The organism is Centipeda periodontii DSM 2778, assembly GCF_000213975.1.
Taxonomy (GTDB): Bacteria; Bacillota; Negativicutes; order Selenomonadales; family Selenomonadaceae; genus Centipeda; species Centipeda periodontii.
In genome coordinates, this window is the sequence record NZ_GL892076.1 from 532,053 (window position 1) to 548,102 (window position 16,050).

The window sequence follows — 16,050 nt, forward strand, 5'->3', positions numbered from 1 at the left end:
AAAATAAAAAAGGAGGTCTGCGCATGAAACAAGGTCTGATTCTCGCGGGAGAGCCGATGGGGCTGCTCATCGCGCAGAGCGAGGGCGCCCTCGGCAGCGTCACAGGCTACGATCTCGCGGTCGCGGGCGCGGAGTTCAACGTTGCCGTCGGCGTCGCACGGCTCGGACACCGCGTCACCTATTTGACGAAGCTCGGACGCGACCCATTCGGCGAGCGCATTATCCATGTACTGAGTGAAAACCAGATTGGAAACGAGTTCATCGCGTGGGATGCGGAGCGGCGTACGGGCTTTATGCTCAAGGGACGCGTGCACGCAGGCGATCCCCCGATCTTTTACTTCCGCGCGGGTTCTGCCGCCTCGACGCTCGCGCCGGAGGATGTGGAGGCAATCGACTTCTCCTCCTACAGCCACATCCACCTGACGGGCATCCTGCCGGCGCTCACGGCGTCGACGCGGGCGGCAGTCGACCTGATGTTCACGCGCGCACGCGCGGCGGGGCTCACGATCTCGTTCGATCCGAACCTGCGTCCCCAGCTCTGGCCGGATGAGCGCACAATGCGCGAGACCATCAACGATCTTGCCGCGCGTGCGGACATTGTGCTGCCGGGCACGGCGGAGGGCAAGATCCTCGTGGGGAGCGACGAGCCCACCGCGATCTCCGACTACTATCAGGAGCGCGGCGCTCGTACGGTCATTACGAAGTGCGGCAGCACGGGTGCATACGTCGCCGACGGTGCGGAGCGCTACCACGTCGCGGGCTTTTGCGTGCGCGAGGTCGTCGATACGGTCGGCGCGGGCGACGGCTTTGCGGCGGGCGTCCTCACGGGGCTGATGGAGGGGCTGTCCATGCGCGATGCCGTGCGGCGCGGCGCCGCCATCGGGGCGATCCAGGTCATGAGCCGCGGCGACAACGAGGGGCTGCCAACCCCTGCCGAACTTGAGAGATTTATGAAGGAGGCGGATTCCACCGATGAGTGAACAGCTGCAGAGAATCGCGGGGATTGGTCTGGTGCCGCTCGTCGTGCTTGCGGACGCGGCGTGCGCGAAGCCGCTCGGCGAGGCGCTCGTCGCGGGCGGCATCCCCGTCGCCGAGGTCACGTTCCGTACGGAGGCGTGCCTCGATACGATCCGCGCGATGAAGGAGATCCCGGATCTCATCGTCGGTGCGGGCACGGTGCACACGGCAAAGCAGGCGGCGGCGGCGGTCGATGCGGGTGCGACCTACATTGTGACGCCCGCCTACAACCCCTCTGTCATCGAATGGTGCCTGGCGCACGATGTCGATGTGATCCCCGGCACCGTCACGCCGGGCGAGATCGAGGGATCGCGCGCGTACGGCATCCGCCTGTGCAAGTTCTTCCCCGCTGCGGCATACGGCGGTACGACGACGCTCAAGGCGCTCGCGGGGCCGTTTGCCGATGTGAAGTTCCTGCCGACGGGCGGCGTAAATCTCGACAATATGATCGACTATCTCGCGCTGCCGAACGTCGCGGCGATCGGCGGCAGCTTTATGACGCCCGACAAACTCGTCGCGGCGCGGGACTGGGCGGGCATTGCCGATATCTGCCGCAAAATTGTGCAGAAGATGCAGACCGCGCTGCCCACACGCTAGTCGGACGACAGAAATACATCGAGGGGCTGCTCTACGAGCGCCCCTATCGGCTCGCTACGCTCGCCACTTACTGACCTGTCCGAGAAGCAAGCCCGAAGGGCGCAGCTGAGCGGGTAACAGGTCGTATGGGAAAACCTCCCAAGAACACAAGCCGAAAGGCGAAGTGTGATTGGAAGAGGTTGACCGCTCCCCCGCTCTGGCGGGGGAAGCTAAGATGCCATAATTCTAGCCTTCCCCGTTTGACGGGGAAGGGGGACCGCGCAAGCGGTGGAAGGGGTACAAAGAAGGGGCGTTGTACGAAGTTTTAGCTTCGTGCAACGCCCCTTTTGTTTTGTACACATGCCAATCTCTGCTATACTATGGACAAGGGTTTTCCCTCTCAACCGAGGAGGATATATGGAAGCACGCTCTGAATCGTGAGGCGCAATATGCAAAAAGAGAAACAAAAACAACAGGCGACGGATATGCTGCATGGTCCGCTCGTCGGAAAGATGATATGGTTCGCGCTGCCTCTGGCGTTCACGAGCGTATTTCAGCAGCTTTTTAATGCGGCGGATGTCGTCGTTCTGGGTCAGCTCGTCAGCATGAACGCGATGGCGGCGGTGGGCAACAATACGCCCATCGTATCCCTCCTGGTCGCCCTGCTGGTCGGGCTCGCCCTCGGTGCCAACGTGGTCATCGCACAGCGGCTGGGCGGCGGGAATGCGAAGCACGCGCGGCGTGCCGTCCACTCCGGCATCATGCTCGCTGCCGTGATCGGCGTCCTGCTGATGCTGGCGAGCGAGCTGCTCGCGGACAGGCTTCTCACGGCGCTGCTCGTCCCCGCAGAGGTTCTGCCGGATGCAGAAACGTATCTGCGCATCTATCTGCTCGGTATCCCTGCCATGGCCCTCTACAACTTCGAGGCGGCGGTTCTTCGCGGGTACGGCGATACAAAAAAGCCGCTCCTCGCGCTGATCGCCGCCAGTCTGCTGAACATCATCCTAAACCTCGCCGCCGTACTGCTGCTCGATCTCGGAACGGCGGGCGTCGCCGCGGCGACGACGCTGTCGAATTTCGTTGCCGCACTCGTGCTCTGGCATTTCCTCCGGCAGGATCACGGCGTGGTCAAGGTGGAGCGAAAGCTGCTGGTGTTCACCGCGCAGGAGCTGCGCGAAATCATCCGGATCGGTCTGCCGGCGGGCATCCAAGGCGCTCTCTTCTCCCTGTCGAACCTCCTCATCCAGACGTCCATCAATTCGCTCGGCGCAGACGCGATGGCGGCCTCCTCGGCAGGGTTCATCATCGAGGCGCTGATCTACAGCTTTACAAACGCGATCGGTCAGACCGTCACAACCTTCGTCGGTCAGAACTTCGGCGCGCGGAACATTCCGCGCTGCTGCCGCATCACGCGCGTGGGGATGATCATCGGCGCCTGCTTCGCCATTGCCTCCGGTACTGCCGCCGTGCTCTTGGACCGCCAGCTCCTGCGCCTTTTCACCGCAGAGGAAGCCGTGATCGCGCTTGGTACTGTTCGCATCTTGTACGTGTCCGGCCTCGTACTGCCGAGCGGCTTTTTGGAGGTGCTGTCCGGCGCGCTACGCGGGTTCGGTTCGTCAATGCCGCCGGCGGTGATCTCCCTCGTTACGATCTGCGGCAGTCGCGTGGTCTGGGTCTACAACGTATTCGACGCGACGCATGATTTTGGCATGCTGATGCTCGTCTATCCGATCAGCTGGGCGCTCACGGCGCTCCTCTTGGCGTTCGTCTATGAATTCTATCGGCGCCATCTGCTCCAAACCTACCCCAGAAGCCTGTTCCCCACATGAACACACAACGAAGGGGCTGCTGCATGAAGTTCATCGACTTCGTGCAGCAGCCCCGTGTTTTTCTGTTCCATCGGAGTCCGTAACACTTGACATAGACCATTTTAGTTGCGTTGTTTGCGAATGCCGCCGCAAAATCATGCAGGGCTTTTTCTCTGCACATCGAATAAATACAATAGCATTTCGTAAGGAGGTCGTACCATGTCCATACTTGCAGCCTATGTCCTGCCGCATCCGCCGCTCATCATACCCGAGGTCGGGCGGGGCGAGGAGAGGAAGATCCAGCTCACGATCCATGCGTATGAGCGCGCCATGAAGGAGGCGGCAGAGTTCCAGCCCGATACGGTCATCATCGCCAGCCCGCACACGGTCATGTATGCCGACTACTTCCACATCGCGCCCGGCGAGGAGGGCTCGGGCAGCTTTGCCCAGTTCGGCGCGCCCGAGGTCGCGGTGACGACGCAGTACGACGCAGTCCTCGCGAAGGAGATCGCGATGGAGGCGGGGGCGGCGGGCATCGAGGCGGGACCGGTCGGCGGGCGAAATGCCGCGCTCGACCACGCGGTCATGATCCCACTGCACTTTCTGCACGCGCATACGCGTGACTTCCGCATCGTGCGGCTCGGCATTTCGGGGCTCTCCCCGCTCGATCACTACAGCTTCGGCAAATGCATCGCGCGCGCGGTGCACACGCTCGGGCGGCGCGCGGTCTTTATCGCGAGCGGCGACCTCTCGCACAAGCTGACGCCCGAGGGGCCGTACGGCTTCGCGCCCGAGGGACCGCGCTTTGACAAGGCGTGCATGAAGTACCTCGAGGAGGGCGACTTCCTGAAGCTGCTGCGCATGGACCGCGCGCTCTATGAGCCGGCGGCGGAGTGCGGTCTGCGCACGTTCTGGATGATGGCGGGCGCGCTCGACGGGCAGGCGCTCAAGATCAAGAAGCTCTCCTATCAGGGGCCGTTCGGCGTCGGCTACGGCGTTGTGTCGCTGCGGGTGATGCGCGAGGACCCGCGCCGCAGCTTCGCTGAGCGCTATGAAATGCTCGAACGGCGGGCTCTGGAGGAGCGGCGCGCCGCTGAGGACGACTATGTACGGCTCGCGCGGCGCGCGATTGAGACGATCGTGCGTACGGGGGAACCGGCAGAGCGCCCCACAGGGCTCCCGTCCGAGATGACAGAGCGCGCAGGCGTCTTTGTCTCGCTCAAGAAGAACGGCGAGCTGCGCGGCTGCATCGGCACGTTCGAGCCGACGACGAAGAACATCGCCGCCGAGATCATGCAGAACGCCGCCAGTGCGGCGCTCCGCGATCCCCGCTTCCCGCCCGTTCGGGAGGAGGAGCTGGACGCCCTCGTCTACTCGGTCGATGTGCTGACGGAGCCGGAGCTCGTCACAGGTGCGGATGATCTCGATGTGAAAAAGTATGGTGTCATCGTCGAGTACCGCGCGCGCAAGGGACTGCTGCTGCCTGATCTCCCGGGCGTTGATACGGTGGAGGAGCAGCTGCACATCGCGCGGCAGAAGGGCGGGATTCCCGCCGATGCCGCCGTCCGCATCTGGCGCTTTACCGTCGAGCGGCACCACTGAGATGAGCGCCGAGACGCACATACATACTGCGGCAGACACGAACGCAACACATCCACACGGGGATACCGAGGGGTGTATCACCTGCCCCCTCTGCCCCCATGTCTGCCGTCTGCGCACGGGAGAGACGGGATTCTGCCGTGCGCGCGCAAACGTCGACGGTACGATCCGCGCGGTGAACTATGGGCGGCTGACCGCACTCGCGCTCGACCCGATCGAGAAGAAGCCGCTCTACCACTTTCACCCCGAGAGCTTCATCCTCTCCGTCGGCAGCTTCGGCTGCAATCTCGCGTGTCCCTTCTGTCAGAACGCCGGCATTGCGATGGCAGACGACTCCACCCCGACGGAGCATGTCGCGCCCGCGCGCCTCGCTGCACTCGCGGACGATCTGCGGCATCAGCCGCGCGGCAATCTCGGCGTTGCCTTTACCTACAACGAGCCGCTCGTCGGCTACGAGTACATCATGGACAGTGCGCCGCTCCTGCACGCGGCGGGACTCAGCGTCGTGCTCGTCACGAACGGAACGATCTCTGCGGAGCCGCTCGCACAGCTCCTGCCGCATGTCGACGCGATGAACATCGATCTGAAGGCATGGCGCACGGACACCTATCGACGCCTCGGCGGCGATCTGGAGACGGTCAAGGGTACAATTGCACGCGCCGTCCGCAGCGGCGTCCACGTCGAGGTGACGACGCTCATCATCCCCGCGATGAACGACAGCGCCGAGGATATGGACGAGGAGGCACGCTGGCTTGCCGCCCTCTCGCCCGACCTTCCCCTGCACATCAGCCGCTACTTCCCGCGCCACCGCATGAGCACGCCGCCGACACCGATCGTAACGATCGACAAACTCACTGCCATCGCACGGCAGCATCTGCGGCATGTCCATCGCGGGAACTGCTGAGTGAAATAAGTATATTTTCAAAGGAGATGACCAAATGACAACGCACAAGAAGCTGCGCGCCACAATCGCAACAATGATGACGATGGGCGTGCTCTGCGCGATGCCCGCAGGATTTGCGGCAGAGGCAACGCCCACCGCGGCGGCACAGGTGACAGAGCAGACAGCGACCGCCGCCCCTGCACAGCAGACGTCCAAGCCGTTCGCCACTGTCCGCGTGGGCAAGAAGTGGGGCGCAGTCGCTCCCTCGGGCAGCCTCGTCATCCCGGCGGAGTACGATGAGATCGCCTCCTACTCCGCCGACGCGGTCGCCGTCCGTCAGGGCAAGACATGGGGCATCGTCCGCCTCGACGGTACGGTCATCGTCCCTGCCATCTACAAGGCAATCTATCCGCTTGCGGCAGATACGATCATCGTGCAGAACACAAAGGATATGTATGGTGCATACGATACGGCGGGAAATGTTCTCCTGCCGGTCGAATACCGCTCCGTCACCCCGTTTTATGACGGCATCTCCCGTGTCGAGCGCAAGGATAAAAAGTTTGTCTTCTACCGCCGCGATGGCAGTCTGCTGATAAACGACACTTATCTGTGGGCATCCCGGTTCTCAGAGGGGCTGGCGGTCGTTGAGCCGACGAAAAACAAAATGGGCTACATCGACACGAACGGCAGCGAGGCAATCCCCGTACAGTTTGAAAATGCCATGATCTTTCAGGAGGGGCTTGCTCCCGTCGCAGTCAAAAAGAAATGGGGTTTTATTGACAAGAGTGGCACAATGGTGATACAACCGCAGTTCCGTGCCAAATCCATTGGCGGCTTTTCCGACGGGCTCGCGATGATAAAGGAAAAGAAGCACTGGGCGTTCATCGACAAGACGGGTGCAAAGGTAATCCAGACGCGCTATGAGGATGTCGACTCGTTCGAGAACGGGCTCGCCGAGGTGCGCCGCGAGGTCAAGGTCGGGCTGCTCGGCGGCTTCCTCACCAGTGCCGTCTCTTTTGCTACGGGGATACCGACATTCGGGGTCGGCACCGATCTCATCGGCGAAAAGGTCAAACGCGGCTACATCGACAAGACGGGCGCTGAGATCATCTCAACCAAGAATGACTACAACTCCTTCTTCATGGACGGGGTCGCACTCGTCCGCGTCAAGAGCAAATGGGGCATGGTCGATCGGAAGGGCGCCTACGTCGTCGAGCCGAAATACAAGGGCATCCACTTCTTCTACGACGACCTCGCTGCGGTGCAGGACGGCGATAAATGGGGCTTTGTCGGACGTGACGGCAAAATCGTAATCGAGCCGAGATACGATGAGGTGCACGACTTTACCGATGGGATTGCCGCCGTTCGGCAAGGCGGAAAATCCTTCTTCATCGACAAGACGGGACGCGTCCCCTTCCTCCTGCCGAATAACATCACGGACATCGGCATGTTTCGCGATGGATTTGCGCCCGTGAAGATCGGGGACAAGTGGGGCTTTATCGACAAGAAGGGCAATATCGCCATTGCCCCCACCTACGCCGAGGTACGCACGCATCAGGTTACGACAGACAGCCTATAACGGCGCTCCTCAACGTTCAGGAAAAATCATCGTTCCTCAGCAACTTCTCATGCGTCAACATAGGACTGTAGTGTGTATCCCGACACTATAGTCCTATTTGCATGCGTAAAACTCTAAGAAATGTGCGCACGTCGTACGGGCGCGGAATATTCCTGCCGGGCATAGGCAATACGTCATCTTCCTTTTAATGTCACTCCCACAATATCCGTAAATTTTTTCGTCAGTCTTATATAACATGAGCTTTTCGTCCTATTTACGTATCCTGTGAAATGTGTTATCAAAAGAAATGGCAGGATTTCGTTCATCGGATTCGTATTTTGGTGAACGAGATGAGTGAAAGGAGTCATTTTATGAAACGGAATAGGGGACAGCGCACGCTTGGCGCACTGATTGCGGCAGGGCTGGCGCTCGGAGGGACGAACGCATCTGCATCACCAATCGAGGACAATCATAATATCACGGTGACGGACGGCAGTCAGCGCGCGGTATACGGCGGAGATGCCGAGCTGCGGCACGATAACGGAGACGGCACGGCGTCGGCGAGCAGCAATACGCTTACCGTGCGGAGCAATGACGAGCTCGGCTTCCTCGCAGGCGGCTGGGTCGAATATCAGCGCTACGATAACGCGACAGCGCCGGGCGCGACCACGCTCACGGCGAGCGGGAACACCGTCACGCTCACGACGGGGAAGACGACCCATCTCTACGGCGGCAATATTCGCGTTTATGCGACGCAGGGAGGTCCCGTCACCTATCGGACCAATGAGAATACAATTCTCGTTGACGCGGGAGGCACGCAGATCGGCGACCTCTACGGCGCACACATTGAGCAGAAGGCTGCGGGTGCGGGCACATCCTTTGCCGCCGAGGCAAAGGGGAACCGCGTGACCAACACGGGCGGTGCGATCAATCACGCCGCCGCCGCCTCGGTCGATCTCATCGGAACGACTGCCACGCGCGTCAGCGTGACGGTCGATGACAACGATGTGATCGGCACGGGAGGAACATACTCCTACACGTTCGACGGTGGCTTTGGCTCGATCAAAACGGACAGCGGCGCAGCGGAAACAACCGTCACGAACAACGATATCACGATCGACGGCGGCACGCTCAAAGATGGATTCTCCGCAGAGGGCGGCTATGCCAGAGCCGAGACGAGGCGCGGCGCAGCGGAGGCGCACGCGGACAAAAACACTGTCACCCTCAGAAATTCATCGAGCACCAATGGCGGCTACAGCGGCGGAACGGCCTATGCGCTCCCATCAGGCGCGCGCGCAACCGCGACGGCAAATGAGAATATTGTCACCATCACGGGCGGTGCCTATTCGGATGGGGGCAGCGTCATTGGCGGCTCTGCAACCGTTCTGAACGGTACGGACACGATCCTTGCGACGGCAAATGCGAACCGCGTCACGCTCAGCCCCACAAGCGCAGTATGGGAGGAGATCACCGGCGGCAGGGCAAAAGCAAACACGACAGCCAATTCCACCGTGACTGCAGACGGCAATATCCTGACGCTGACCGCAGGTCGCTTCGAGCAGTCTGTCTACGGCGGCGATGCAAGTGCCGACGCGGGCAGCAATACGGCAGTTGCAGCTGCCGAGAGCAATGTGATCTACATCGGCGGCGGCAGATATGAGGGCGCGATCTACGGCGGACGTGCACTGACCAATGGAACGGCGAACACGACGGCAGTTGTGCGCGGCAACATCGTTGAGATCGCGGGCGCACCTGACCTCACGCGGGCGCAGCTGTACGGCGGCGACGCCAGAGCGGCAAGTGTGGTGCGCGCGGACAACACGCTCATCGTGCGTGAGACGAAAAACATCACGGCGCAGAGCATTGGGGATTTCCAAAAACTCGCATTCTACGTGCCTGCAGGCATGACCGCAAATGATACGATGCTGCGTGTGACCTCGAATGCCAACACCAACCTCAGCGGCACAACGCTCGCGGCATATCTGCCGGGAAGCTCTACGGCAAATCGCCTGCGCCTTCTGCGCACGGAGAATGCGCAGATCGAGACCGACGGTGCAACAACGATGACCGTCTATGAGGGCGTATCGGGGCATCGGACGGCAAAGATGGGCGTCACGAACGATAAGAAGGAACTCGTTGTCAAGGTCGACGGCAGCGCCATCGATGACGGTGTGACACCGACACCAACGCCGACGCCGACGCCGACGCCGACGCCAACACCGACGCCAACACCGACACCAACGCCAACACCGACACCGACGCCAACACCGACACCGACGCCGACGCCGACACCAACGCCGACGCCGACGCCAACACCGACGCCGACGCCAACACCAACGCCGACGCCGACGCCGACGCCGACACCGACACCGACGCCGACGCCGACACCAACGCCGACACCGACGCCGACGCCGACACCTACACCAACGCCGACGCCAAATCCGGACAATGGCACCTTCGTCCTGCATGAGAGCACGAAGTCCCTCGCCGAGACCATGACCGGCACCGCCGCCTTCCTCGGCGCGAGCAGCGACCTCATCGCGGGCAGCGGCATGGCAAGCGCCTCGACGGAGGCAGCAGGTGCGGGCGGATTCGCCCCCTTTGCCGCCATCGGCGGATCGAGCCTCCGCCATGAGACCGGCTCCCATGTCACCGTCCGGGGCATGAACCTCGCCGTCGGCTTCGCACGCGAGGTCATGCACGGGAGTGACCGCACCCTCTTCGGTCCCATCGTCGAGTACGGGCGCGGCAGCTACGACTCCTACCTCGATGACGGCACGCACGGCGAGGGCGATACCCACTACGTCGGCGGCGGACTCTTCCTCAAGCAGGAGCAAAAGAGCGGATTATTCTACGACGCCAGCCTGCGCTTTGGACGCATGAGCACGGACTACGAGGCAGACCTCCCCATCGGGGGAATCACGCGCCGCGCATCCTATGACACGGATGCGAACTACATCGGCGCGCACCTCGGCGTCGGTCAGAGGAGCGTGGCGGAGAGCGGCACCGAGCGTGAGCTTTACCTCCGCTACTTCTACACGCACCAGAACGGCGCGAGCGCAACCCTCTCGACGGGCGACCGCTATGACTTCCACGACGTTGACAGCCATCGCCTGCGCACGAGTGCGCGCTGGACGATCCCGAAGGGGAGCGGCGCACTCATCCTTGGGACATCGCTGCAGTACGAGTTCAAGGGCGACGCAGGCGCGACCTACCACACGGGCGGCTTCTCCTACGACACGCCCAGCCCCTCGCTCAAGGGACTCTCGGGCAGCCTGGAGCTCGGCTACCGCGCAAACCTCGGCAAACGTGCCACCGCCGACCTCTCCGTCGAGGGCTGGGCGGGCAAACAGCGCGGCGTCACCTTCAAGGCAGGCTTTGACTGGAGATTCTGATTTTACATACGAAAAGGGGGCTGCTCTACGAACGCCCCTATCGGCTCGCTGTGCTCGCCACTTCCCCCGCTCTGGCGGGGGAAGCTAAGATACCATAATCCTAGCCTCCCCCGCCAGAGCGGGGGAGGGGGACCGCGTAAGCGGTGGAAGGGGCGCTTGTAGCGATATTGCTGACATAATGGACAAGGGCTGTTGCACGAAGTTGGAAAACTTCGTGCAACAGCCCCTTTGTGTCGATTGAGGAATCCGTCACAGCATCGTCGAGACCAGTGCCGCCGTCGCGACGGAGCTCTGCGCCGCCCGCGATGCGAGCAGCAGGTTCCCCGCCTCGGCGAGGTTGTCCGGCTTCAACTTCTCAAAGGTCTCGGAGACGACTGCCTTGCCCGCCTCGGGGTGCGAGCCGCGCGTCACGATCTGGGAGATGAGCTTCGTCCCCTGATAGATCTGCGTGATGACCGATCCGTCCGCGAGCACGCGCGTGATGGCGGTGTCGCCCTCCTGCTCCGCCCAGTCGCGCGCCTCTGCCGCCTTGGACTCCTTGAGGTTCTGCAACATCCGCGCAAAGGTGTCGGACGTATCCTCCTTCACTGCATGCGTGCGCCGCTCGGGCGCTGTCGGCACAACGCCGCGGCTGCCAAAGATTTTCTCGAGTTCCATAGTATTCCCTCCCTTCGCGCTTCCTGCGTAATATCGTTGTCCTTACCATTTCTATCGGAGAAAATGGGATTTTATTAATGTGCCCCACACCTGAAATATTCCTTCAGGATTCCCTTGAATTTCGGCTGCTTTTTCGCTAGTATGAGAGCACAGGGAGATGATGATATGAACGAGATGCTGTCCTTTGACTCGGACTATATGGAGGGCGCGCACGCGGAAATCCTGCGGCGGCTCACGGATACGAATATGGAGCAGACGGCGGGCTACGGGCTTGACCCATATTCGGAGGCGGCGCGGGAAAAGATCCGCAAGGCATGCCGTGCGCCGCACGCAGAGATTCATTTCCTCTCGGGCGGAACACAGACGAACCGCATTGTCATCTCCGCGCTGCTGCGCCCCTACGAGGGCGTGATCGCCGCCGATACGGGACACATCTCCGTGCACGAGGCGGGCGCGATCGAGGCGGGCGGTCACAAGGTGCTCGCCCTGCCGCACGCGGACGGCAAGCTCTCGGCAGAGGCGATCGAGGGCTGTCTGCGTGCCTACCATGAGGACGCGAACCGCGATCATATGGTGCGCCCCGGCATGGTCTACCTCTCGCATCCGACGGAGTACGGGACGCTCTATACGATGGACGCGCTCGAGGTCATCAGCGTGGTCTGCCGCACGAACCGCATTCCGCTCTTCCTCGACGGCGCGCGGCTCGCGTACGCGCTCGGCTGCGATGCAAACGAGCTGACCCTGCCCGCCATCGCGCGGCTCTGCGATGCGTTCTACATCGGCGGGACGAAATGCGGCGCGCTCCTCGGCGAGGCGGTCGTGTTCCCGAAGCAGGGCACCGTGCCGCATTTCTTCACCATCGTGAAGCAAAGCGGCGCACTTCTGGCGAAGGGGCGCGTGCTCGGCATCCAGTTCGATACCCTCTTCACGGACGGACTCTACGAGCGCGGCGGCGCGCACGCCATCCGCATGGCAGACCGCATCCGTACGGCGCTCACCGAGCACGGATACACCCTCGCCCCCTTTGCGCCGACGAACCAGATCTTTCTCGCGCTCAACCCCGCACAGCTCGCCCGCCTCTCCGCGCACGTCGCCATGGGCTTCTGGGAGAAGCAGGGCGACGTGACCATCATGCGCATCGCGACGAGCTGGGCAACGCGGGAGGAGGATGTGGAGCGCCTGATCGCGGTGCTGTAAATGAGAAAATCCGCTTGCATCGGGGCAGGCGGGCTGTTCTAATAAACATAGAAAGAAACGTCCTTGACGGCATCTTTCCAAGATTGCTTAATATCCTTTCGAATAACCGCTCACTCGGTCAAAAGCTGGGCGGTTACTTTTTTTGTATCGCTAAAATATAGCCTGTGGCAGCGATCAACAAGAGAATCGCACCGACACGTCCAAGGGCGTTTTATATGACCGACCGCTTGAATTTCCGCACGGCAGTGCCGAAGAAGACGAGGATGAAGAGCGCGAGAAAGGCGGTCTGCTGATAAAGTGCCGTGATGCCGCCGCCCTTGAGGAAGATCATGCGCAGGATCTCGATGTAGTGTGTCATGGGGATAGCGAGGCTGAGGTACTGAAAGAATGTGGGCATCGCCTCGCGCGGGAACATGAAGCCCGAGAGGAGGATGCCCGGCAGGAGCGTTGCAATGCTCATGAGCCCCGCCTGCAGCTGGTTCTGCGCAAGCGATGCGATCATGAGCCCCATCGTGAGCGAGGCGAGAAGAAAGAGGGTCGTGAGCGCATAGAGGAGCAGGATACTCCCGCGCAGGGGCACGCCAAAGATGGCAAGCGCGACGAGGATGCAGATCGTCGTCTGGATGTAGCCGAGCATGATGTAGGGCAGGATCTTGCCGACGAGCAGTTCCCATATATGCAGCGGCGTTACGAGGAGCTGCTCAAGCGTGCCCGCCTCGCGTTCGCGCACGATGGACATGGAGACCATGAGCACCATGGTGATCGTGAGGATGATGCCCATGAGTGCGGGCAGCATGTAGTAGGCGGTGACGGCATCGGGGTTGTACCACGCGCGGATGCGCACGTCGTAGGCAGGCGCAGCCACGGGCGCCCCGCGCACAGCGACGGGCTGCACCCGCATGCCAAGCCCCGTCAGGGCGGCGATGGCAGAGGTCGAGGCGATGGAGTCCGAGGCGTCGACAATCGCCTGAATCGGCACGGTGTGCCCCGCGTTTGCCTCCCGTACAAGATCGGGCGGAAAGACAATGCCGATCTTTGCATCGCCGCGCTCGATCCGCTCGTTCAGCTCATCGTAGCTCCACGCGATGTAGCGCAGGTCAAAATAGCCGCTTGCCGTCATCGCCGCGAGGAAATTGCGGCTCTCCTCGCTCCGCGACTGATCGAATACGACCGTGGACTGGTGCCGCACGTCCGTGCGGATGGCAAAGCCGAACACGATGAGATAGATGACCGGCAGGAGAAAGGTCACGCCGACGGTCATGGGGTCACGCCGCATCTGAATGAGCTCCTTGACGAGAAGCGCCAGAATCCGCAAGCCGCTCACCCCCTCTGCCGCCGATCGTAGTAGATAAAGACATCCTCCATCGTCAGCGCGGACGCCTGTGCTCCCAGCGCCGAGGGCAGCGTCACATCCCGTGAGACAAGCGCACGCACCTGCCGTCCGAACACATAGACCTCGTCATAGGGCACGCCTGCCGCCCGCAGCGCCGCCGTCCCCGCCTCCGCACTCTCCTGCGGCAGGACGTAGAGACGCGCAGGCAGTTCCTCCTTCAGCGCCGTCGGCGAGCCGGAGGCGATCTTCCTGCCCTGTTGCAGAAAGGCAATCGCATCGCAGTGCTCCGCCTCATCCATGAAATGCGTTGTGACGAAGATCGTCGTCCGCTCCGTGCCCGCCATCTCCGAGAGCAGATTCCAAAAGAGCCGCCGCGACGTGGGGTCAACGGCAGACGTCGGCTCGTCGAGCACGAGGAGCGCGGGACGGTGGAGAATCGCGCAGCCGAGCGCGAGCCGCTGTTTCTGCCCGCCCGAAAGACCACCCGCGAGCACATCCGCTTTCTCCGTGAGCTGCATGCGCACGAGCACTTCCTCCGTGCGCGTACGCCGCTCCGTGCGCGTGAGGCCGTAGAGTCCGCCGTAGAACATCATATTCTCGCGCACCGTCATATTCGTATAGAGGCTGAACCGTTGGGACATATAGCCGAGCGACTGACGCACACGCTCCGGATGCACCGCCGTGTCACAGCCGAGCACGAACGCTGTGCCGCTTGTCGGCGGGAGGATGCCGCAGATCATGCGGATCGCCGTGGACTTTCCCGAGCCGTTCGATCCGATGAATCCGTAGATCGCGCCGCGCGGCACGGAGAGGTTCAGATGATCGACGGCAGTGTAGCTGCCAAAGACACGCGTGAGTTCATGCGTTACGATCACAGGCATATCGCCCGTATGCGCCTCACGTTCCATGATGCGCCCCCAGCTCTACATCCGCAGGCATGCCGGGCTTTAGAATGCCCATGGTATTATCCACCGCGACCTTTACGCCAAAGACGAGGTTCGCCCGCTCATTCTTCGTGATGCTCTGGCGCAGCGTGAACTCTGCCGCGTCGCTGATCTCCGCAATAATGCCGTGCAGCGGCTCCGCCTGCCCATCGATGTAGACGCGTGCCGGATCGCCGAGATGAATGCCCCCGAGCGCATCGGTCGTCACATAGACCTTAATCCAGATATCCGCAGGGTCGATGAGGGTTGCAACGGATGCTCCTGCACGGACAAACTCGCCTGCCTCATAGTTCTTCGTCAAGACAATACCATTACGCGGTATGCGTATGGTGAGGTCATCGATCACAGAGTCATCCATCGCGAGGATTGCCTGCTGCCGCCGCACATCCTCCTCTGCCATCCGGATATCCTCGGGACGGCTACCGTTCTCCAGTAGCCGCTGCTCCTCCTCGCGTGCGTGCAGATTGGCATCCGCCGTGTCACGCGCCTCACGCAGGGCGTCAAACGCCTGCTGTGCAATGGCGCCCTCTGCGAGGAGCTCCGTACCGCGTGCATAGTCGGCGCTCGCACGCTCCGCAGCCGCGCGTGCCCCGCGGGTGCGCTCTGCGGCCGCACGGATGTCCTCTGCGCGGCTGCCGCTCTGCGTACGCGCGAGATTCGTCCGGGCATGGGCGAGCGCCGCCTCATCGCGCAGGCGCGCCGCCATGAGATCACGCCGTCCGATGCGTGCGGCGACATCGCCCGCACGCACCTCCATCCCCTCATGCAGAAAGAGTTCCTCAATATAACCGCTCTCCTTCACACCGACCTCGACGCGCGTCGCCTCCACCGTTCCCGTGAGGAGCTGTGCGCGTCCCTCCTGCTCCACATACGCGCGATAGGCGAACACCACGAGCAGGACGAGCGCAAGGAGCAGAATGCCGATGCGAATTCCCTTGGCAGGCATACAATCCCTCCGATCAACGCAGAACCAATGACTATAGTATAGCATTGACACGTGAATCGGAAAAGTTGACTGCGATGAGATTCGATGAAAGACATCAAAAAGAGGCGGTTGCACGAGCGCCCCTATCGGCTCGCTGC

General features: G+C 61.9%; 12 protein-coding genes. 8 read left to right on the top strand and 4 right to left on the bottom strand.

From position 1 onward, the window contains the following. Nucleotides 1–23 precede the first annotated feature (23 nt). From HMPREF9081_RS02345 to HMPREF9081_RS14335, 7 genes are all read left to right on the top strand, one after another. Nucleotides 24–980 (top strand): sugar kinase, encoded by a 957-nt coding sequence (locus tag HMPREF9081_RS02345; protein WP_040394305.1) that lies wholly within the window; start codon nucleotides 24–26, stop codon nucleotides 978–980. Next, nucleotides 973–1,614, top strand: a complete 642-nt coding sequence (gene eda, locus HMPREF9081_RS02350; protein WP_006305335.1) for a bifunctional 4-hydroxy-2-oxoglutarate aldolase/2-dehydro-3-deoxy-phosphogluconate aldolase — start codon at nucleotides 973–975, stop codon at nucleotides 1,612–1,614. Before HMPREF9081_RS02345 ends, eda begins: the two co-directional genes overlap by 8 nt. 428 nt (nucleotides 1,615–2,042) lie before the next feature. After that, nucleotides 2,043–3,422: an MATE family efflux transporter gene (locus tag HMPREF9081_RS02355; RefSeq protein WP_006305336.1), complete on the top strand. Its 1,380-nt coding sequence runs from the start codon at nucleotides 2,043–2,045 to the stop codon at nucleotides 3,420–3,422. Nucleotides 3,423–3,620: 198 nt separating this feature from the next. Further along, a complete protein-coding gene (gene amrA / locus HMPREF9081_RS02360; protein WP_006305338.1) occupies nucleotides 3,621–5,003 on the top strand; it encodes an AmmeMemoRadiSam system protein A in 1,383 nt (460 codons plus the stop codon). 1 nt (nucleotide 5,004) lies between these two features. Further along, entirely contained in the window at nucleotides 5,005–5,904 is a 900-nt protein-coding gene (amrS, locus tag HMPREF9081_RS02365; protein WP_006305339.1) for an AmmeMemoRadiSam system radical SAM enzyme, read from the top strand. A gap of 34 nt (nucleotides 5,905–5,938) precedes the next feature. Then, nucleotides 5,939–7,462, top strand: coding sequence for a WG repeat-containing protein (locus HMPREF9081_RS02370; protein WP_006305340.1), 1,524 nt, complete (start codon nucleotides 5,939–5,941; stop codon nucleotides 7,460–7,462). Nucleotides 7,463–7,731: 269 nt separating this feature from the next. Then, nucleotides 7,732–10,836, top strand: a complete 3,105-nt coding sequence (locus tag HMPREF9081_RS14335; RefSeq protein ID WP_006305341.1) for an autotransporter domain-containing protein — start codon at nucleotides 7,732–7,734, stop codon at nucleotides 10,834–10,836. Between the two features lie 249 nt (nucleotides 10,837–11,085). Here the strand turns inward: HMPREF9081_RS14335 and HMPREF9081_RS02380 are convergent, their stop codons facing one another. Beyond that, nucleotides 11,086–11,493 (bottom strand): hypothetical protein, encoded by a 408-nt coding sequence (locus HMPREF9081_RS02380; RefSeq protein ID WP_006305342.1) that lies wholly within the window; start codon nucleotides 11,491–11,493, stop codon nucleotides 11,086–11,088. Nucleotides 11,494–11,658: 165 nt separating this feature from the next. On the opposite strand from HMPREF9081_RS02380, the gene HMPREF9081_RS02385 reads away from it, so the two are divergent. Next, nucleotides 11,659–12,690, top strand: coding sequence for a threonine aldolase family protein (locus tag HMPREF9081_RS02385; RefSeq protein ID WP_040394312.1), 1,032 nt, complete (start codon nucleotides 11,659–11,661; stop codon nucleotides 12,688–12,690). Nucleotides 12,691–12,901: 211 nt separating this feature from the next. On the opposite strand, the gene HMPREF9081_RS02390 is transcribed toward HMPREF9081_RS02385, so the two are convergent. Genes HMPREF9081_RS02390 through HMPREF9081_RS02400 form a run of 3 tightly spaced genes read right to left on the bottom strand, consistent with a single transcriptional unit; the run spans nucleotide 12,902 to nucleotide 15,913 of the window. Then, complete coding sequence (locus tag HMPREF9081_RS02390; protein WP_006305344.1) at nucleotides 12,902–14,014, bottom strand: ABC transporter permease; 1,113 nt, start codon at nucleotides 14,012–14,014, stop codon at nucleotides 12,902–12,904. Further along, nucleotides 14,011–14,931: an ABC transporter ATP-binding protein gene (locus tag HMPREF9081_RS02395; RefSeq protein WP_006305345.1), complete on the bottom strand. Its 921-nt coding sequence runs from the start codon at nucleotides 14,929–14,931 to the stop codon at nucleotides 14,011–14,013. The genes HMPREF9081_RS02390 and HMPREF9081_RS02395 overlap by 4 nt, the downstream gene beginning before the upstream one ends. Then, nucleotides 14,921–15,913, bottom strand: coding sequence for an HlyD family secretion protein (locus HMPREF9081_RS02400; RefSeq protein WP_006305346.1), 993 nt, complete (start codon nucleotides 15,911–15,913; stop codon nucleotides 14,921–14,923). Before HMPREF9081_RS02400 ends, HMPREF9081_RS02395 begins: the two co-directional genes overlap by 11 nt. Between the last annotated feature and the right edge of the window lie 137 nt (nucleotides 15,914–16,050).

What these genes read in the sequence shown, in the direction of transcription:
- HMPREF9081_RS02345 (WP_040394305.1), top strand. Translation starts at nt 24, where the DNA reads ATGAAACAAGGTCTGATTCTCGCGGGAGAGCCGATGGGGCTGCTCATC.
- HMPREF9081_RS02385 (WP_040394312.1), top strand. Translation starts at nt 11,659, where the DNA reads ATGAACGAGATGCTGTCCTTTGACTCGGACTATATGGAGGGCGCGCAC.
- HMPREF9081_RS02395 (WP_006305345.1), bottom strand. Translation starts at nt 14,931, where the DNA reads ATGGAACGTGAGGCGCATACGGGCGATATGCCTGTGATCGTAACGCAT.
- HMPREF9081_RS02380 (WP_006305342.1), bottom strand. Translation starts at nt 11,493, where the DNA reads ATGGAACTCGAGAAAATCTTTGGCAGCCGCGGCGTTGTGCCGACAGCG.
- HMPREF9081_RS14335 (WP_006305341.1), top strand. Translation starts at nt 7,732, where the DNA reads ATGTGTTATCAAAAGAAATGGCAGGATTTCGTTCATCGGATTCGTATT.
- HMPREF9081_RS02400 (WP_006305346.1), bottom strand. Translation starts at nt 15,913, where the DNA reads ATGCCTGCCAAGGGAATTCGCATCGGCATTCTGCTCCTTGCGCTCGTC.
- HMPREF9081_RS02370 (WP_006305340.1), top strand. Translation starts at nt 5,939, where the DNA reads ATGACAACGCACAAGAAGCTGCGCGCCACAATCGCAACAATGATGACG.
- HMPREF9081_RS02355 (WP_006305336.1), top strand. Translation starts at nt 2,043, where the DNA reads ATGCAAAAAGAGAAACAAAAACAACAGGCGACGGATATGCTGCATGGT.
- amrS (WP_006305339.1), top strand. Translation starts at nt 5,005, where the DNA reads ATGAGCGCCGAGACGCACATACATACTGCGGCAGACACGAACGCAACA.
- eda (WP_006305335.1), top strand. Translation starts at nt 973, where the DNA reads ATGAGTGAACAGCTGCAGAGAATCGCGGGGATTGGTCTGGTGCCGCTC.
- amrA (WP_006305338.1), top strand. Translation starts at nt 3,621, where the DNA reads ATGTCCATACTTGCAGCCTATGTCCTGCCGCATCCGCCGCTCATCATA.